The 17655-nt window shown below is 67.7% G+C and carries 15 protein-coding genes; all 15 read right to left on the bottom strand.

Annotated features, from left to right (window positions below; all coding sequences use genetic code 11):
• Window positions 1-251: 251 nt before the first annotated feature.
• The 15 genes from bamA to NQ204_RS06175 all read right to left on the bottom strand — a co-directional run bounded on the left by bamA (window position 252) and on the right by NQ204_RS06175 (window position 17642).
• Entirely contained in the window at window positions 252-2672 is a 2421-nt protein-coding gene (gene bamA / locus NQ204_RS06245) for an outer membrane protein assembly factor BamA (protein ID WP_116863048.1), read from the bottom strand.
• A gap of 74 nt (window positions 2673-2746) precedes the next feature.
• The gene (gene rseP / locus NQ204_RS06240) at window positions 2747-4105 is read right to left on the bottom strand and encodes an RIP metalloprotease RseP (protein WP_116863047.1); all 1359 of its coding nucleotides are present in this window, start codon (window positions 4103-4105) and stop codon (window positions 2747-2749) included.
• A gap of 55 nt (window positions 4106-4160) precedes the next feature.
• Window positions 4161-5351 carry a 1-deoxy-D-xylulose-5-phosphate reductoisomerase gene (locus NQ204_RS06235; RefSeq protein ID WP_256643360.1) on the bottom strand — a complete coding sequence of 397 codons (1191 nt, stop codon included), beginning with the start codon at window positions 5349-5351 and terminating at the stop codon, window positions 4161-4163.
• A 2-nt stretch (window positions 5352-5353) separates the two neighbouring features.
• Window positions 5354-6190, bottom strand: a complete 837-nt coding sequence (locus NQ204_RS06230) for a phosphatidate cytidylyltransferase (RefSeq protein ID WP_256643359.1) — start codon at window positions 6188-6190, stop codon at window positions 5354-5356.
• Entirely contained in the window at window positions 6187-6954 is a 768-nt protein-coding gene (gene uppS / locus NQ204_RS06225) for a polyprenyl diphosphate synthase (protein ID WP_116863044.1), read from the bottom strand. The genes NQ204_RS06230 and uppS overlap by 4 nt, the downstream gene beginning before the upstream one ends.
• Before the next feature lie 5 nt (window positions 6955-6959).
• Complete coding sequence (gene frr, locus NQ204_RS06220) at window positions 6960-7514, bottom strand: ribosome recycling factor (RefSeq protein ID WP_108768305.1); 555 nt, start codon at window positions 7512-7514, stop codon at window positions 6960-6962.
• Window positions 7515-7611: 97 nt separating this feature from the next.
• Complete coding sequence (gene pyrH, locus NQ204_RS06215) at window positions 7612-8340, bottom strand: UMP kinase (RefSeq protein WP_079221256.1); 729 nt, start codon at window positions 8338-8340, stop codon at window positions 7612-7614.
• Between the two features lie 118 nt (window positions 8341-8458).
• Window positions 8459-9997, bottom strand: a complete 1539-nt coding sequence (locus NQ204_RS06210; protein WP_256643358.1) for a sensor domain-containing diguanylate cyclase — start codon at window positions 9995-9997, stop codon at window positions 8459-8461.
• A 305-nt stretch (window positions 9998-10302) separates the two neighbouring features.
• On the bottom strand, window positions 10303-11178 hold the full coding sequence (gene tsf, locus NQ204_RS06205) for a translation elongation factor Ts (RefSeq protein WP_108768307.1): 876 nt from the start codon (window positions 11176-11178) through the stop codon (window positions 10303-10305).
• Between the two features lie 125 nt (window positions 11179-11303).
• Window positions 11304-12110 (bottom strand): 30S ribosomal protein S2, encoded by an 807-nt coding sequence (gene rpsB / locus NQ204_RS06200; RefSeq protein WP_116863041.1) that lies wholly within the window; start codon window positions 12108-12110, stop codon window positions 11304-11306.
• Between the two features lie 219 nt (window positions 12111-12329).
• The gene (locus tag NQ204_RS06195) at window positions 12330-13034 is read right to left on the bottom strand and encodes a fimbrial biogenesis chaperone (protein ID WP_256643357.1); all 705 of its coding nucleotides are present in this window, start codon (window positions 13032-13034) and stop codon (window positions 12330-12332) included.
• Window positions 13034-13273, bottom strand: a complete 240-nt coding sequence (locus NQ204_RS06190) for a hypothetical protein (RefSeq protein ID WP_256643356.1) — start codon at window positions 13271-13273, stop codon at window positions 13034-13036. Before NQ204_RS06190 ends, NQ204_RS06195 begins: the two co-directional genes overlap by 1 nt.
• Before the next feature lie 238 nt (window positions 13274-13511).
• The gene (locus NQ204_RS06185; protein ID WP_256643355.1) at window positions 13512-14552 is read right to left on the bottom strand and encodes a Csu type fimbrial protein; all 1041 of its coding nucleotides are present in this window, start codon (window positions 14550-14552) and stop codon (window positions 13512-13514) included.
• Window positions 14549-16951, bottom strand: coding sequence for a fimbria/pilus outer membrane usher protein (locus tag NQ204_RS06180; protein WP_305888304.1), 2403 nt, complete (start codon window positions 16949-16951; stop codon window positions 14549-14551). Before NQ204_RS06180 ends, NQ204_RS06185 begins: the two co-directional genes overlap by 4 nt.
• Window positions 16905-17642, bottom strand: a complete 738-nt coding sequence (locus tag NQ204_RS06175) for a fimbrial biogenesis chaperone (protein ID WP_488192345.1) — start codon at window positions 17640-17642, stop codon at window positions 16905-16907. The genes NQ204_RS06180 and NQ204_RS06175 overlap by 47 nt, the downstream gene beginning before the upstream one ends.
• Window positions 17643-17655 lie beyond the last annotated feature (13 nt).

The raw sequence follows: 17655 nt of genomic DNA, 5'->3' as shown, positions 1-17655 counted from the left end.
ACCCGCCGCCTCTGGACACGTCCCGGCAGGCGGCCAGCATTCGAAGCCTGTGTAGAGCAAGGCCATGCTCGGCTCACCGTGTGTGAACGCGGCAACGAAAACAAAAACGCCGGGCAGAGCCCGGCGCTTCGTAACCCGCCTGGTGAAGTGCCCCCCTTCTGTTAAGGGGGGCGCGCCAACGGCGCGGGGGATAGGGAGCAGGATAGGCCCCGCGGTTTGCATCGCAAACCGTGGGAACGTTTGGTGGCCAGTTAGAACTGGCCACCAAACGTAAATTGCAGGCGCTCGATTTCGTCGCCGTCCTTCTTCTTCAGCGGGAACGCGTAGCTGATCGAGATCGGGCCGACCGGGGCGCGCCACAGCAGGGCCACACCGGTGGACACGCGCAGTTCGTTGGCCTTGACGTTGCTGGTGCCGTTGTAGACGTTGCCGAAGTCGACGAAGGCCGACACACGTGCCGACGGGCTGTCGAACAGGCGCGGGAAGTACGCTTCCACCGAACCGACGGTCTTCACCGAGCCGCCCAGCGGCTGGCCGTTCGGGTAACCCGAGGTCGCCTCGCGCGGGCCCAGGGTGTTGTCTTCGAAGCCGCGCACCGAGTTGGTGCCGCCGGCGTAGAAGTTCTCGTAGAACGGCAGGCCCGTGGCGGTCACCGTCTTCACGTAGTCCGACGAAGCCGGGGTGCAGTCCACGGTCTGGGTCGGGTTCGGATTGTCGGTGGTAGACGGCGTGTAGCAGATGTTGCGGGTGTAGTCCTTGCCGTAGCTGTCACCGTAGCCGATTTCGGCGCGGGTGTTGATCACCAGCGACGGCATGATCGGCCAGTACTTGCTGATCTGGTAGTTCAGCTTGAAGTACTCGACAGTCGAACCCGGCAGCGTGGTTTCCAGGCCGATGCGCTGGTAGGTACCGCGGGTCGGCATGAAGTAGTCGTTGCGCGAATCGCGCGCCCAGCCCAGCTCCGTGCGCCAGGCATGGAAGGTCTTGCTGCCGATGGCGTTGATGTAGTCGATGATCGACTCGGGGGTGGAACCCGGGTACGTCGTGATCTGGTTGCTGTCGATGCCGAACATCAGCGAAACGCTGTCGGTCTCGGTCAGCGGCACGCCGAACACCACCTGTGCCGAACCATTGGTGCTGTTGTACTGCGCGGTGTTGAAGTCGGAGTAGTCCAGTTCGCGCCAGGACAGGTTGTAGCCCAGCGACACGCCGTCATCGGTGAAGTACGGGTTGGTGTAGCTGAAGCCGTAACGCTGCAGGTAGCTGCTGCGCGAGGCTTCCACCGACACGCGGTTGCCGCCGCCGAGGAAGTTGTTCTGCGACAGCTGCACCGAGGTGGTCATGCCATAGGACTGCGAGTAGCCCAGGCCGAACACGAAGCTGCCCGAGGTGGTTTCCTTGACGTTGTAGACCACGTCGACCTGGTCGTTGCTGCCACTGACCGGCGGGGTTTCAACGTCCACCGACTCGAAGTAGCCCAGGCGCTGCAGGCGGATCTTGGAGCGGTCGATCGCGGCCTGCGAGTACCAGCTGTTCTCGAACTGGCGCATTTCGCGACGCATCACTTCGTCGGAGGTGCGGGTGTTGCCCTTGAAGATGATCCGACGCACCGACACGCGCGGGCCGGGGACGACCTGCATGTTCACCGCGACGGTCTGCTCGGCACGGTTGGTGGTCGGGATCGGGTTCACCTTGGCGAACGCGTAGCCGATGTTGGACAGCGAATTGGTGATCGCGTCGGAGCTGAACTCCAGCAGCGCACGCGAGAACGTGTCGCCGGCGCGCTGCACGACCATGCGCTCGACATCTTCCTGCGGCAGGACGGTATCACCGCTGACCTTGATCTCGGAGATCTTGTACTGGTTGCCTTCGGTCACGCCGGCCGTCACGAACATGTCGCGCTTGTCCGGGCTGATCGAGACTTGGGTCGAGTCGATGCTGAAGTCGACGTAGCCGCGGTCCAGGTACCACGAGTTCAGCTTTTCCAGGTCGCCGGACAGCTTTTCCTTGGAGTACTGGTCATCGCGGCGGTACCACGACGCCCAGTTGTGCTCCTTGGATTCCCAGGTTTCCAGGATGTCCTGGCTGTCGTATTTCTCGGTACCGACCAGGTTGACGTGCTGGATCTTGGCGGCCTTGCCTTCCTTGATCGCGATGGCGATGTCCACGCGGTTGCGGTCCAGCGGGCTCACCGTCGGGGTGATCTCGACGTTGTACTTGCCACGGTCGTTGTACTGGCGGCGCAGTTCCTGCGTCACGCGGTCCAGGCTCAGGCGGTCGAAGGTGCCGCCCTCGGTCAGGCCGATGTCGGACAGGCCCTTGAGCAGCTGGTCGGACTTGATGTCCTTGTTGCCGGTCACGGTCAGCTTGTTGATCGCCGGGCGTTCCTTGACGGTCACGACCAGGATGTTGCCCTGGCGATCCAGCTGCACGTCTTCGAAGAAGCCGGTCTTGTAGAGGGCGCGGATGGTCTCGCCGACCTTGCTGTCGGTGACCGTCTCGCCACGTTCCACCGGCAGGTAGGTGAACACCGTACCCGAACTGATGCGCTGCAGGCCGTCGACGCGGATGTCGCTGACAGTGAAGGGCTCGGCTGCCTGGGCCAGGGCGGGAGCGCCGGTGACGGCGGCGAGGGCGAGGGCCAGCAGGCGGCGATTGGGGAGTCGCGTCATGTCACGTCCGGTAGGAAGGTCGATTTCATTGGTACGGGATGCCGGCGCTGTAGACGCCAAAAACGTGGAAAAGTTCATCGCGGGACCAGGCCGAGGATGTCGTTGTAGAACGCCAGACCCATCAGCCCGGCCAGCAACGCCAGGCCGATGTACTGACCTGCGGCGATGGCACGCTCGCTCAGCGGGCTGCCCTTGACCAACTCGATAAGGTAATACAGCAGGTGCCCGCCGTCCAAGATGGGAATCGGCAGCAGGTTGATGATGCACAGGCTCAGCGACAGCAGGGCAAGGAACTGCAGAAACCAATCGAGGCCGCGTTTGGCCGAAACATTGGCCACGCGGGCAATGGTGACCGGGCCGGAAACGTTCTGCAGCGAGGCTTTGCCGGTGACGATGCGGGCCATCATGCCCAGCGAATCGGAGGCCAGGCGGCCGGTTTCGCGCACGGCCACGGTCACCGCATCGAGCGGCCCGTAGCGCATCAGGGTGTCGTAGGCGGGGCTGAAGGCGCCCGAGAAGCCCACGCCGATCTGCCAGACCGGCCTGCCCTGGCCGTCCTTGCCCGCGCGCGGGGTCACTTCCAGCGCCAGGCGCTCGCCACCGCGCAGCACTTCGATCATGCCCGGGCCGCCACGGCGGCCCAGTTCCTGGATCTGCGCGCTGACCTGGTCGGCGCCATCGATGCGCTGGCCGTCGATGGCTACGATCAGGTCACCCGGCTGCAGCAGGCCGGCCACGGCCGAATCGGCGGTAAGGCTGTCCACCTGCGCCGGCTGCAGCGATGCCTGCCACTGCAGGCCGGCCAGGCTCGGCACGCGGCGTTCATCGAAGCCGGCCGGCAGCTGCGACAGCGGCAGCGTGCGCTTGCGCACCTGGTCGCTGCCGTCCAGTACCTCCAGGGTCACGTCACGCCGGTCCATCGCCGCCGCGGTCAGGGCCATGCTGGCATCGCCGAGGGTGACCACGTCGCGGTCGTCCACGCGCAGCACGCGGTCGCCGCTGGCCAGGCCGGCGCTGGCGGCGATGCCGGTGGTGCGGCCGATGGTGGCCGAATAATCCTGCTTGCCGATCACGAACATCGCCCACAGCAGCAGGATGCACAGCAGCAGGTTGGCGATGGGGCCTGCGGCGACGATCGCGATGCGCTGCCAGACGGTCTTGTGGTTGAAGGCCTGCCCGCGCTCATGCGGGTGGACCTCGACCTCGCGCTCGTCGAGGAACTTCACATAGCCGCCCAGCGGCAGGGCAGCGATGGCGAACTCGGTGCCGTGCTTGTCGCGGCGCGACCACAGCGGGCGGCCGAAGCCGACCGAGAAGCGCAGCACCTTCACCCCACAGAGGCGGCCCACCGCGTAGTGCCCGAATTCGTGGAAGGTGACCAGCAGCCCGAGGCTGACGATCATCCACCAGACCGATCCGATGAAGTCAGTCATGCAGGCTCACGGTGGCGGTCAATGGCAGCGGCGTCATGCGGTATGGGCGTGGCGTTCAGGCGGCGTCGATGGCGTTCAGGGTCAACTGGCGGGCCCGCTGGTCGGCGGACAACAGGCCGTCCAGTGTATCGGCTGCTTCGGTCGGCAGTGTTGAAAGAGCGTTAGCAACCAGCGCGGGAATGCTCAGGAAACCGATCCGGCCCTGAAGAAACGCTGAAACAGCCTCTTCATTGGCCGCGTTCAGCACCGCCGGAGCAGTGCCGCCGGCCTGCATCGCCTGCCAGGCCAGGGCCAGGCAGGGGAAGGCCTCGGTGTCCGGGGCTTCGAAATCGAGCCGGCCCTGGGCCAGCAGGTCCAGCCCGGACACGCCCGATTCGATGCGCTGCGGCCAGCCCAGGCCCACGGCCAGGGTGGTGCGCATGTCCGGCAGGCCCAGCTGGGCCAGAGTCGAGCCGTCGACGAACTCGACCAGCGAATGGACCAAGCTCTGCGGGTGGACCAGCACCTCGATGCGTTCGCCGGGCACCTTGAACAGGTGGTGCGCCTCGATCACTTCCAGACCTTTGTTCATCAACGTCGCCGAATCGACCGAGATCTTCGGGCCCATGGACCACTTCGGGTGGGCAACGGCCTGGGCCGGGGTCACCTGCTCCAGTTCGGCGCGGCTGCGGCCACGGAACGGACCGCCCGAGGCGGTCAGCAGGATCCGGCGCACGCCGGCCCCGTCCAGGCTGGCATCGCGCGAGCGCAGGCACTGGAAGATCGCGCTGTGCTCGCTGTCGATCGGGATGATTTCGGCGCCGGCACGCTCGGCGGTGCGGGTCAGCAGCTCGCCGGCAAGCACCAGCGATTCCTTGTTGGCCAGCAGGATGCGCTTGCCGGCGGCGGCGGCCGCCAGGGTCGAGGACAGCCCGGCCGCACCGACGATGGCGGCCACCACGGTGTCGCAGGCATCGCTGGCGGCCAGCTGGTCCAATGCGGCAGCGCCGGCGTGCGCCTCGGTGGCCAGGCCGGCGTCGCGCAGGCCGTCACGCAGCTCGGCGTACAGGCTCTCGTCGGCGATGACCGCATGCGCGGGGCGGTGCTGGCGGCACAGCGCCAACAGCGCCTGCACTTGGCGGCCGGCGGCGAGCACGGTGGCCTGGTAGCGTTGCGGGTGGCGGGCGATCACGTCCAGCGTGGAGGCGCCAATCGAGCCGGTGGCGCCGAATACGGCGACCCGGCGCAGGTCTGCAACAGCATCCATGGTCAGAATCCGAAGATTTCCTTGCCCAGCGCGAACACCGGCAGGGCAGCCAGCACACCGTCGACGCGGTCCAGCACGCCGCCGTGGCCAGGAATGAGGTGACCCGAATCCTTGGCGCCGGCATGGCGCTTGATCAGGCTTTCGTACAGGTCGCCCAGCACCGAGGCGAACACGGCCACCACCGAGGTGACCAGCAGGCCCGGCAGGTGCGCGACGTCCACGCCGGCCAGCCAGCCCAGGCCGACGGCCACGGCGACACCGGCCAGCAGGCCGCCGAACAGGCCTTCCCAGGTCTTGTTGGGGCTGATGCGCGGGGCCAGCTTGTGCCTGCCGAAGTGGCGGCCGGCGAAATAGGCGCCCGAATCGGCGGCCCAGACCAGCGCCAGCGCAGCCAGCAGCCACAGGTGGCCGTTGTGCCCCGGTGGATCGCCGCCGGCATGGATCAGCACCAGCGAGGCCCAGGCCGGGACGATGGCGAGGGTGCCGGCCAGCAGCTTGAGGATGCGGGCCGGGCTGCCCGGCTGCGCGCCGAAGGTGAAGAAGCGCAGCCAGACCAGGGCCGCCAGCCACCAGGCCACGCCAACCAGGGTCGCCAGCTGGAACAGCACCAGCGAACTGCCATCGGCCCAGACCATCAGCACCATCAGCAGCAGGTTCAGCACCAGCAGCACGGTACGGGCCAGGGTGTCTTCGATGCCGGCCAGCTTCAGCCATTCCCACAGGCCGATCAGGAACACGGCGGCGGCGGCGGCAGCCAGCCACTGGGTGGGCAGCAGCAGGATCGCGGCAATGGCCACCGGCGCCATGATCAGCGCGGCGAGAACTCGGGTTTTGGTCATGGGCTGGGCGTCTCGGTGGCCAGGGCGGCGATCTGGGCGCTGGTCAGGCCGAAGCGGCGTTCACGGCTGGCGTAGGCGTCCAGCGCCTGCTGCAGCTGCCCGGAATCAAAGTCCGGCCACAGTGCCTCGGTGAACCACAGTTCGGTGTACGCCAGCTGCCACAGCAGGAAGTTGCTGATGCGGGTATCGCCACCGGTGCGGATGAACAGGTCCGGCGGCGGCAGGTCGGCCAGGGCGACCTGGCGGCCCAGCAGCGATTCGTCGATCTGCTCGGGCAGCAGGCGGCCGGCAGCCACTTCCGCGGCCAGCGCACGGGCGGCGCGGGCGATGTCCTGGCGGCCACCATAGCTGGCGGCGATCGACAGGGTCAGCGTGGTGTTGTCGGCGGTGCGCTGTTCGGCCAGCTGCATGCGGCTGACCAGCCCGGCACCGAAGCGCTCGCGCTCGCCGATGAAGCGCACGCGTACGCCACGGCGATGCAGTTCGTCCACTTCACGGTCGAGGGCGCCGAGGAACAGCTTCATCAGGGCATCGACTTCTTCCTGCGGGCGGCCCCAGTTCTCGCTGGAGAACGCGAACAGGGTCAGCGCCGGAATGCCCAGTTCAAGGCAACGGTCGATGGTACGGTTGACCGCGCGCGCGCCGGCACGGTGGCCGATCACGCGCGGGCGGCGGCGCTGCTGTGCCCAGCGCCCGTTGCCATCCATGATGATGGCGACGTGGCGGGGCAGGGCGGCCGGCAACGGAGGCGGGACTGAAGGCATCGACTTCAGACCGACAACAGTTCCTTTTCCTTGTCGGCGACGACCTTGTCGACGTCCTTGATGCTGCTGTCAGTCAGCTTCTGGATGTCGTCTTCGCCGCGCTTCTTCTCGTCTTCGCTGATCGCCTTGTCCTTGACCAGCTTGGCCACTTCCTTGTTGGCGTCCTGGCGGATGTTGCGGATGGCGATCTTGGCGCCCTCGCCTTCCTTCTGCACCTGCTTGGCCAGCTCCTTGCGGCGCTCTTCGGTCGGCGGCGGCATGTTGATGCGGATGGCCGCGCCCAGCGTGTTCGGGGTGAACTCGTGGTTGTACAGGCCCTTCTCGATTTCCTTGATCATGCTCTTGTCGAAGGGCGTGACCAGCAGCGAGTGGGCATCGGCGTTCGAGATCGACGCGACCTGGTTCAGCGGGGTGCTGGCGTTGCCGTAGGCATTGACCGTGACGCGGTCCAGCAGGGCGGGAGTGGCACGCCCGGTGCGGATCGAGGTGAGGGTGTGCTTCAGAGCGTCGATGCTCTTGGCCATGCGCGTCTGCGCGTTGTTCTTGATGTCGTTGAGCATCGCCCGGGTCCTGGATGTAACTGGAATCGGGCGATTATAGGCGAATACGGGACGCTGACGGGCCTGGATCGGCCCGCAGCACGCCTGCCGCTCAGGCTCAGGCCGGATCGCGGCCCTGGACCAGGGTGCCGATGTTGGCGCCGCCGAGGATCTTCAGCAGCTCGCCCGGCTGGCCCATGTCGAACACGCGCATCGGCAGGTCGCTGTCACGGGCCAGGGCGAAGGCCGCGGTATCCATGACTTCCAGGCCGCGGCGGATCACTTCGTCGTAGCTCAGGCTGTCGAAGCGGACCGCATCGCTGTGCTTGTTCGGGTCCTTGTCGTACACGCCATCGACCTTGGTGGCCTTCAGCAGCAGGTCCGCGCCGATCTCGATCGCGCGCAGGGCGGCGCCCGAGTCGGTGGTGAAGAACGGGCTGCCGACGCCGGCGGCGAAGATCACCAGGCGGCCCTTTTCCAGGTGGCGGATGGCGCGGCGGCGGATGTAGTCTTCGCACACGTCGTTGATCTTGATGGCGCTCATCACGCGGGCCTTGGCGCCGAGCTTCTCCAGCGCGTCCTGCATGGCCAGGGCGTTGATGACCGTGGCCAGCATGCCCATCTGGTCGCCGGTGACGCGGTCCATGCCGCCTGCGGCCAGGCCGGCGCCGCGGAAGATGTTGCCGCCGCCGATCACCAGCGCCACTTCGGCGCCCGCCTGCTGGGCCTCGATCACTTCACGGGCCAAGCGGTTGATGATCTTCGGGTCGATGCCGTAGTCCTCATCTCCCATCAGCGCCTCCCCGGACAGTTTCAGAAGGATGCGGCGATAGGCGAGCTTGGACATAGGGACCTCGTGAGCGTGGAAATCGCGGGGATTCTACGCGCATGCGGCGCGCGGCCAAAGTATTTTGTGCACTGCGGCGCAGAAGGTCGCACTGCCCCGTTCAGCCGGAGCAGCGGGTTCAGCCCAGTTCGGCGCCTGCGGTGGCAGACAGCTCATCATGCCCCAGTTCGCCGGGCGAGCGCGCGATGACGCGGTTACGGCCCAGGTTCTTGGAGCGGTACAGCACGTCATCGGCCGCCCGCAGCAGGTCCTGCACGCCGGCAAAGCGCTCGTAACCGCCCTGGGTGGCCACGCCGGCGGAGAAGGTCACGAACAGCGGCCCGCCCTCGAGCTCGACCATCGGGGTGGAGACGATGCTGGCCAGGACGCGGCGGATGACGTCCAGGGCCACCGCTTCGCTGGTGTTGGGCAGCAGCGCGACGAATTCTTCGCCGCCGAAGCGGGCCACGGTGTCGCTGTTGCGCAGCTGGCCCTGCAGCTTGCTGGCGAACACGCGCAGCACCTCGTCACCGGTCAGGTGGCCGTGGGCATCGTTGATCTTCTTGAAATCGTCCAGGTCGATGAAGGCCACCGACAGCGGCCAGCCCTGCCGGCCGGCGCGCTGGAACTCCTGGTCGAGCACGGTTTCCAGCTGGCGGCGGTTGAGTACGCCGGTGAGGGCGTCACGGTGGGCCTGGTCGGCCAAGCGCTTGGCCCGCGCCTCGAATTCGTCGGCGCGGCGGCGCGCCTGCTCGGCATCCTGCATTTCGCGCAGGTTGCGCAGCGTGGTCAGTTCCTGTGCGTGGTCGATCAGCTCGCGCACGCGGGAGGGCGAGCTGAGGCCGGTCTCGAACAGGCTGGCGATGTCCGGCAGCGCGTCGCTGATGCGCGCCAGCATCTGGTCGAAGCGCGCGCTGTCCAGCTGCAGGCGCTCGTGGACCTCGTGCAGGGCGCGTTCGCGCGCGCCGTCGGCATCCTCGTCCAGCCAGATGTCGGCGACCGCGCCTGAGAGCTGTACGCAGGCCTGGAACGTGTTGTCGGTGGCGGGCTCGGACTCGCTCAGGCGGATGCTGTCCACCAGGTAGCGCGGCAGGCCCCACTGTTCGGCCACCCAGGCGCCGACGTCGGCGTGGGTGCAGCCCAGTTCCTCGCGCTCGCGGGCGAGCAGGTCCAGGTTGCCGCCGGCTTCGCGCAGCAGGGGCAGGTAGCGCTCGGATTCGGCCTGGGCCAGGCACAGTACGCCCATGTCCTGCAGCAGGCCGGCCAGCATCAGCTCTTCCAGCCGGCGCAGGCCGCGGGCCTGGCCCAGCTGGCTGGCGGCCAGGGCGCTGAGGATGCTGCGCTTCCAGGCGCGCTGGCGCAGGTCGTGGTCGGCGCCGCTGCCGCCGGTCAGGCCCTGGGTGACGGTGAAGCCCAGCGCCAGGCTGATGGTGGCGTTGAGGCCGAGCATGGTCAGTGCCTGGCCGAGGTTCTCGATGCGACGCCGGCTGGCATACAGCGGCGAGTTGGCGATGCGCAGCATGCGAGCGCTCAGCGCCATGTCGATGGCGATGATGTCGGCGGCGGTGGCGATGTCCGCTTCCGGGTCCTGGGCCAGTTCGATGATGCGCAGGGCAATACCGGGAGGCGAGGGCAGGTTGCGGCACAGCGCCAGGGCAGCAGTCAGCTCAGGAGGCATGTCGGATCGTTCAATTCCATTAGGACAAGAATACCTAGGGATACATCACAGTCTGCGACTTTTGTTCCTGTTATGCGATTGCGTATTCCCCTGTGTCGAGTATCGGCTTGAATGGCGGATAACGCAAAGATCCTTGTCCTGGATGTGCGCACCAGCGGTGCGCACCCATAGATGAGAGGGGTGTGCGCACTAACAGTGCGCACCCACAGGTCTGAAGGCCTCGGGTCCACGGGCCCACAGGCATAAAAAAAGAGCCGCGGTTTCCCGCGGCTCCTTCTGGTCGTTTCGCAGCCGGTGGGCTGGAATCAGACCTGCATCGCCTTGGCAACTTCGGCGGCGTAGTCTTCAACCACCTTCTCGATGCCTTCGCCCACGACCAGCAGCTGGAAGCCAGCCACGTCGGCGCCGGCGGCCTTGACCACCTGCTCGACGGTGGTGTCGCCCAGCACGTAGGTCTGGCCGTACAGGGTCACTTCGCTGACGATCTTGTTGATCTTGCCGGCGATGATCTTTTCCAGGATGTCGGCCGGCTTGGACTTGTCCTTCTCGGACATCTTGGCCAGTTCGATTTCCTTTTCCTTTTCCACGAACTCGGCCGGCACATCGGCAGCCTTGTTGTGCGGCGGCTTCAGCGCAGCCACGTGCATGGCCAGGCCGCGTGCCAGCTCGACGTCGCCGCCGATCAGGTCAACCAGCACGCCGACCTTGCCGTTGGTGTGGACGTAGGCGCCGACGTTGCCGGTGGTGTCGACCTTGACCAGGCGACGGATCTGGATGTTTTCACCCAGCTTCTGGATCGCGGTGGCGCGGGCTTCTTCGACGGTTTCGCCGGAGGCCAGCTTGGCGGTCTTCAGGGCTTCGGCGTCAACGGCGCCCGATGCCAGAGCGGCAGCGGCGACGGAATCGACGAAGTTCTTGAAGTTGACGTCGTTGGCAACGAAGTCGGTTTCCGAGTTGATCTCGACCAGCACGGCCTTGCCGCCGTCCTGGGCCAGGCCCAGACGGCCTTCGGCGGCCACGCGGTCAGCCTTCTTGTCGGCCTTGGCGGCGCCCGACTTGCGCAGGGCTTCAGCAGCGGCGTTGATGTCGCCGCCGGCTTCGGTCAGCGCCTTCTTGCATTCCATCATGCCGGCGCCGGTGCGCTCGCGCAGTTCCTTGACCAGGGAAGCAGTGATTTCCACGGGATTACCTCACGAAAGAAAGGGGTTGGGCCGGCATGGTGGCCGGCCCGTGTGACAGTGTCCGGTCGCCGCGCCAGTGGCAGCGGTCAGGACAGGTGGGCGCAGGGCGCCCACCGGGGCCTGGATCAGGCCTGGGCTTCGCCCTTGTCAGCAGCAGCCTTCTTGGCCGGTGCGCGACGGGCCGGCTTGCCTTCTTCGGCGGCAGCGGCTTCGGCGAACTCTTCTTCACGCACCGAAGCAGCGTGCGGAGCAGCAGCCTTGCCTTCCAGCACGGCGTCGGCAGCGGCGCGGGCGTACAGCTGCACAGCGCGGATGGCGTCGTCGTTGCCCGGGATCGCGTAGTCGACCAGTTCCGGGTTGTAGTTGGTGTCGACCACGGCGATGACCGGGATGCCCAGCTTCTTGGCTTCCTTGATCGCGATGTCTTCGTGGCCGATGTCGATCACGAAGATGGCGTCCGGCAGACGGTTCATGTCCTTGATGCCGCCCAGCGAGGCCTCCAGCTTGTCGCGCTCGCGACGCAGGCCCAGCACTTCATGCTTGACCAGCTTCTCGAAGGTGCCGTCGGATTCACCGGCTTCCAGTTCCTTCAGGCGGGCAACCGACTGCTTTACGGTACGGAAGTTGGTCAGGGTGCCGCCCAGCCAACGCTGGTTCATGAACGGCATGCCGCAACGCTCGGCTTCTTCACGGATGGTTTCGCGCGCGCTGCGCTTGGTGCCCAGGAACAGGACGGTGCCGCGCTTCTGGGCAACCGACGAGATGAAGTTCATCGCGTCGTTGAACAGCGGGACGGTCTTTTCCAGGTTGATGATGTGGATCTTGCCGCGGGCGCCGAAGATGTACGGAGCCATCTTGGGGTTCCAGTAGCGGGTCTGGTGGCCGAAGTGGACGCCGGCTTCCAGCATCTGACGCATGGTGACCTGGGGCATTGCAATACTCCTGATGGGGAACCGGCGATTCCGCCCGCGGGGTAGGTATGCGGGACGCGTGGAAGCGCTGATGGTTCCGGGGTTGGGCTTCCCTGTTGCCTCCGTGGCCGAACTCCTTGCGGAGCACCCCGGCACGGATGGGGGCAACAAGTGTGGATTCGCCGATGACGTACGGCGTGGACGGTGTCCCGCGCACAGGGCGGCAGGACATCCGGGGAATTATAGCCCGGAGGCGGCGTCCACTGCAATTGCGGGTTCCGGTGCGGGCAGGATCAGCGCCTGCCCATCCTGCAGTTGGGCCCGGAAACGGCCGCCGCGGTAGCCGTCGGCACGGGCCGGCAGCTGCCAATGGCGCTCCCGGGCTGCCAGCACATACCCGGCGAGACCCGGCAGCAGCACGTGCGGCTGGCCCTGTGCGTCCTCGTACACGAGGTCGCTGAGGCGGGCGTGGCGGAGCCCCTCATTATGCAGTCTCAGCTCGGGCTGCGCCGCATCGCCGGCCCTCTCCACCCAGAGGCGAGCCCGCGCGCGGGCGGGATCACCGCCGCGGAACAGCGGCAGGGAATAGCGGGGCTGCCGGCGGTCATCGGGGGTCAGCAGCACCCGGTAGGCCTGTTCGGCGGCGACCGGTGCGGGCGTGCGTGGCAGCAGCCAGACCCGCTGGCGGGCGCCGGCGGGCAGGTCGATCAGGGTGGGGCTGGCCAGGACCTGCTCGCTGCGCTGCAGCCGTTCGGCACCGGTCTGCTGGTCCCAGGCCCAGATCTGCAGGCGCCCGCGCCAGGGCGCCGGGCCGGGGTTGTGCAGCCACAGTTCGGTACGGCCGCCGGCCGCGGGCAGCTGCAGGGTGGTCGGCACCAGCTCCAGTGCCGCCGCCGGCAGGGCCAGCAGCAGGGCCAGCAGGCCGGGCAGCCAGCGCCTGGGCATCAGTAGTAGACCGTCGGTGGTTCGGGCAGCGCGGGGTCGCCTTCGTCCCCGGTCGGCGGTGCGAGCTCGCGGACCTGTGCGGGCAGGGCAGGGGCCTCGCTGTACTGTGCGGGGACCGGGCAGGGGTCGGTCGTGCCGGGCGTGGTGGCGCAGCCCTCGACCACCACCAGGCGGATCTGCAGGGCGGTGGTCGCCGGCTCGGCGCGGGCGGTCATGCTGGCTGCCAGCATGGCTGTCATCGATAGCGCACGTACCACCGGCTGTCTGCCCTGCTGGAAATCCCTGAGCGCGGTATCGGCTGCGATCGGCGGATCTGTAGCGTCAGCTTGCTCGACTTCCGCGCAGTCGAGCATGGCTCGACTCTACAAAAGGTGCAGTCGAGCATGGCTCGACTCTACAAAAGGCGCAGTCGAGCATGGCTCGACTCTACAAAAGGCGCAGTCGAGCATGGCTCGACTCTACAAGGTGCGCGGGGATTCAATAGGTGATGGTCACCGTGATCCGGTCGTTGTAGGTACCGGCCGGCGGCTGCCCGGTAACCGGCGGCACGCGGCCGTAGATGGTCAGCTGCTGCGCCGTGCCGGTGCCGGTGCCGCTGGCAGTGTCCACGGTGAGGGTGTTGCCCCAGCGCTGGCTGCGCGCGGCATCGCGGTACAGCTCGTAGCCCAGGTAGTACCTGCTGCCACCGATGGTCGTGCTCATCCGCCGGGTGCTGGTGGCGGCGGGGTTGTTCTGGCCGTTGTCGAGGCTGACCTGGTAGGCGGTGTTCTTCAGGCAGGTCAGGGTCAGGGTGGCGGTCTGGTCGATGTTGGCGGGGATGCCGCCGGTGACGTTGCCGAAGTTCATGTCGGTGGTGACGTAGCTGCCACACAGCGGCAGCACGTTGGCGGTGGCGGTGAAGCTGAAGGCCGCGCTGGCCGTGGCGTTGCCTGTGGCGCCGCCGTTGCACGTGGCCGGCACCGTCGCGGTGCCGAGCAGGACTTCGTTCCAGGCCCAGGTGAGCACCACGCTGGCACCGCTGAAGGTGCTGCTGTAGCCACCGGAGGCCAGCACCTGGTTGGCCGGGATCTGAGCCGTCAGGCTGGTGCTCTGTGCGCCGCTGCCGCCGGTCAGCAGTGGCACGTTGTAGCTCATGGTCAGTTCCTGCGCCGGCGGTGTCCCGCGCGGCACCAGGCCGGTGACCTCGCTGAGGCTCGGGGTGTTGTAGAGCTGGAAATTCATGGTGTCGGCGGTACCGGTGGTCATCGTCCGCCAGGCGGAGTTGCTGCCGCCGGTGCCGGGGCCAATGCCCACGCAGACCCGCACGCCGGTGGTGGCCAGCAGGCTCAGCGCGGCGGTGTTGCAGGTGACGGTGATGTTCAGCGTGGCGGTGGTGGGGCCAGCCGCGAGGCTGTTGATGGTGTTGAAAGGCAGGGTCGGGTTGGCGGTCGCCACGCAGGTCGCGGTGGCGCGGGCCGGCGCCGCCAACGCCAAGCCGGCCAGCAGCAGCAGGACCAGCAGCAAGTCTCGGGCGGTCATCGCGCGGTCTCCGGGATGCATTGCAGGGCGGCCGGGCGCGGCTGCGCGCCGCTGGCCACGACCTGCTGCTGCTCCGGTACGCGGGAACGGCACTGGCCGCTGCTGGTAGTGACGTACAGCGTCGTGCCGGGGCTGACGTCCTCCAGGTACAGCAGGCCGTCGTAACCCACCGTGGCCTGGCGGCCATCCGGCAACCGGACCTCGCTGCCGGGTTCCAGCGGTTGGCCCTGCAGGTCCTGCAGGATCAGGGTCACCGACGGCCTTGCGCGCAGCTTGAAGGTCACCCCGGTACCGGCACGCTGGCGCGGCGTGACCCAGTCCTCGATGCGGTCGGCACGCATGTTGGCCGGCAGGTCCAGGGTGTCGATCGAGACGCGGTTGCGCTGCCAGGACAGCAGTGGGCTGACCAGCAGCAGGCCGCGGTCGTCGGTCACGCCGATCAGCCGGTTTTCCAGCCGCACCGGCACGCCGCCGACGCCGCCGGTGCTGACCACCGCGAAGGCATCGGAAACTTCGCGCGTGGCGAAGGTATGCCCGTCCATCCACACCAGGCTGCCACTGGCGCTGGCATAGGCGAAGTTCAGTCCGCCCTGGCGCGATGCGCCGAATGAGTAGCGGCCGACGTCGTTGAGGATCCCGACCTCGGCCAGGCCGCCGGTGCCGTCGTCGCCCTGGCGGACCTGGGCGCGCCAGCCGATGCCGCTGGCGCTGCCATCGCCCGGCACCGGCTGGGTGACATCGGCCACCCAGCTCTGGGTACCGCCGTTGCGCTGGCTGGACACGCTGGCCTGGCGGTTGTTGCCCAGGCTGGCGGTCAGTGACAGGTAGATGCTGCGGTCCTCGGATCTGTCCAGATTCTGGTTGATCGACAGGTAGGCCGACCAGCGCGCACTCCAGCTGCGTGACCAGAACAGGCTGGCATAGCGGTTGTCGTCGCCGTCGGGGTAGCGCAGCCGCAGGTAGCTGGCGCTGAGCGTGCCCAGTTTCAGCAGGTCCACGCCGACGGTGGCCTGCTCGCTGATGCTGGGTGGCAGATTGTCCTGCAGTGCGCCCAGATCGCGGAAATCGCCGTGGCTGCGCACGCTGCGCAGGTTGAAGTTGAAACGGCGGTTGTTCCAGCTGTAGCCCACCGCCCATTGCCCGCCCTGCAGGCCCTGATAGCGGCTGTGCGCGTAGGCCAGGTTGACCACGCCGGCGCTGCCCAGCTGCCACCAGCCGCCCAGGCCGGCCTCGGCCAGGCCGGCGCCGCCCTCGGCATGGGCCTCGCCGGTGAAACGGTCGCTGATGCCGCCGCGCCAGGTGGCGCTGGCCACGGTACGGTCGTCGTAGGCGAAGGAGCGCTCGCCGAACTGCTCGCGCAGCCGGCCCACGCCCAGCGACCAGTCCGACAGGCCCTTGGCCAGCAGCTGCTGGGTGCCATAGAAACTGAAGTCCAGGGTCTGCATGCGGCCGAACGCATCGGTCACCACCACCTGGGCGCTGCCGGTGCCGCTGATCCCCGGCTGCGCAGCCAGCTGGAACGGACCGATCGGGACCTGGCCGCTGTATTGGCGCAGGCCGTCCACGTAGAGCTCGACGGTGGAGGGCACCACGGCCTGGCCGAGGAACGACGGGGTCGGGGTCAGCACGCGGTAGGGCTGCAGCCCATAGTTGCGGCCGATCTGGATGCCGCCCAGGCGCACCGGTCGTGACCAGTCGACGTAGCCGCTGTAGAAATCACCCACTTCCAGGGTCAGCGCCTGCTCCGGAAAATCCTGCGTCCAGCGCGTGTCCAGGCGCACGCTCTCGCTGCGCCAGTGGCGATCCTCGGCCTGCTGGTAGCGGCGGCTGATGGCGGTGTTCTCGAACGTGCCGTCGCCGAGCCCGAAGATGCGCAGTTCCGAGGCCACGCTCAGGTTGGCCAGGTCGTCGACGCGGCTGCCGTACACGTCGTAGTTGAACAGCACGCCGGGCGAGGCCTTGCCGCTGGGCGCATTCACCTGCGGGCGGCTGAGCACGGTGGTCGGCAGGGTCAGCTGGTCCAGTGGCACGTCCAGCGCGAGGGTCTGCAGGCCGGCGTCATAGCGCACCACCACGCCGTTGAGCTGGTCCAGGAAAACCGGCGCCTGGCCGGTAGCGTTGAAGCCGAGCTGGCGCAGCACCTCGGGGCTGGCCTGCAGGCGGCCACGGTCTTCGACGAAGGGCAGCAGCCCGCGCGGCGTGCTGTTCAGCAGCACGTCCAGGTACAGGGTCTGGGTGGCGGTGAGCGGGGTCGGTGCCGGCAGGATGGCATCGGCCGACACCCCGGAAACATCGGCGGCAAGCGTTGCCGCGGGAGCCAGGGCCGCACCCAGCAGCGCGCTCACCAGGGCCTCAGCGAGCCGCTGGGGGCGATAGCGGTGTCTGCGCGGACTCGCCATTGAGCTTGGCCGTGATCTCGTCGTTGTCGCGGTCGATCGCCGTGCGTTCCAGCGGCCAGCGCATTACCTGCCCGGGCAGCACGTAGCCGAGCAGCCCGGGGTAGATAATGCGCGGCCGCTTCGCGCTGCCCAGCGCCAGGTCGGCGATCTGCGCATAGCTGTTGCCGCTGTTGCGGATTTCCACGCCGTTGCGGCCATCGTCCAGCCGCACCAGCTGCGCCTGCAGCTGCGGGGCCACCGTGCCGCCACCGCCGGGCTGGATGAACACCGGGATGGAATAACGGAGGACGAACTGCATGCCTTCGGCGCGGGTGGCCAGGTCCGGCACCTCGTCGACGATCAGGCGGTAGAACTGCTGGCTGGCAGGTGGCTGCGGATCGGTGCGCATTACCCGGATCAGCTGCTGCTGGCCGGCCGCCATTTCGTGCATCGGCGGGGTGGCCATCAGGTCGGTGGTGGGCAGCAGCTGCTCCTCGCCGTCCTGCTGACTCCAGCGGAACACCCGCACCTGTACCTTCACCGGTGACGCGCCACTGTTGGTCAGCCACAGTTCGGCGGCGCGCTGGCGCGGGTCCATCTGCAGGCTGGTGGGCGCCACCTGCATGCTGGTGGCCGCCGCCGCGGTGGCCGCCACGGCGAGGCCGAGCAGCAGCGCCACCCCGATGGCGAGCCACGGGCGGGGAAGGGCCATCCGATGCCACCCC

The sequence above is a fragment of the Stenotrophomonas testudinis genome, from assembly GCF_024499815.1.
In the GTDB taxonomy this organism is placed as follows: Bacteria; Pseudomonadota; Gammaproteobacteria; order Xanthomonadales; family Xanthomonadaceae; genus Stenotrophomonas.
Note: the sequence above shows the minus strand (reverse complement) of the source record. Positions and strands in the feature narration are given on the sequence as shown.

Bases quoted from the DNA above. Each gene is read 5' to 3' on its own strand.
- NQ204_RS06185 (WP_256643355.1), bottom strand. From the start codon at position 14,552: ATGACCGCCCGAGACTTGCTGCTGGTCCTGCTGCTGCTGGCCGGCTTG.
- rpsB (WP_116863041.1), bottom strand. From the start codon at position 12,110: ATGCCCCAGGTCACCATGCGTCAGATGCTGGAAGCCGGCGTCCACTTC.
- NQ204_RS06195 (WP_256643357.1), bottom strand. From the start codon at position 13,034: ATGCCCAGGCGCTGGCTGCCCGGCCTGCTGGCCCTGCTGCTGGCCCTG.
- rseP (WP_116863047.1), bottom strand. From the start codon at position 4,105: ATGACTGACTTCATCGGATCGGTCTGGTGGATGATCGTCAGCCTCGGG.
- pyrH (WP_079221256.1), bottom strand. From the start codon at position 8,340: ATGTCCAAGCTCGCCTATCGCCGCATCCTTCTGAAACTGTCCGGGGAG.
- NQ204_RS06180 (WP_305888304.1), bottom strand. From the start codon at position 16,951: ATGGCGAGTCCGCGCAGACACCGCTATCGCCCCCAGCGGCTCGCTGAG.
- NQ204_RS06235 (WP_256643360.1), bottom strand. From the start codon at position 5,351: ATGGATGCTGTTGCAGACCTGCGCCGGGTCGCCGTATTCGGCGCCACC.
- frr (WP_108768305.1), bottom strand. From the start codon at position 7,514: ATGCTCAACGACATCAAGAACAACGCGCAGACGCGCATGGCCAAGAGC.
- NQ204_RS06175 (WP_488192345.1), bottom strand. From the start codon at position 17,642: ATGGCCCTTCCCCGCCCGTGGCTCGCCATCGGGGTGGCGCTGCTGCTC.
- NQ204_RS06190 (WP_256643356.1), bottom strand. From the start codon at position 13,273: ATGACAGCCATGCTGGCAGCCAGCATGACCGCCCGCGCCGAGCCGGCG.
- bamA (WP_116863048.1), bottom strand. From the start codon at position 2,672: ATGACGCGACTCCCCAATCGCCGCCTGCTGGCCCTCGCCCTCGCCGCC.
- uppS (WP_116863044.1), bottom strand. From the start codon at position 6,954: ATGCCTTCAGTCCCGCCTCCGTTGCCGGCCGCCCTGCCCCGCCACGTC.
- NQ204_RS06210 (WP_256643358.1), bottom strand. From the start codon at position 9,997: ATGCCTCCTGAGCTGACTGCTGCCCTGGCGCTGTGCCGCAACCTGCCC.
- NQ204_RS06230 (WP_256643359.1), bottom strand. From the start codon at position 6,190: ATGACCAAAACCCGAGTTCTCGCCGCGCTGATCATGGCGCCGGTGGCC.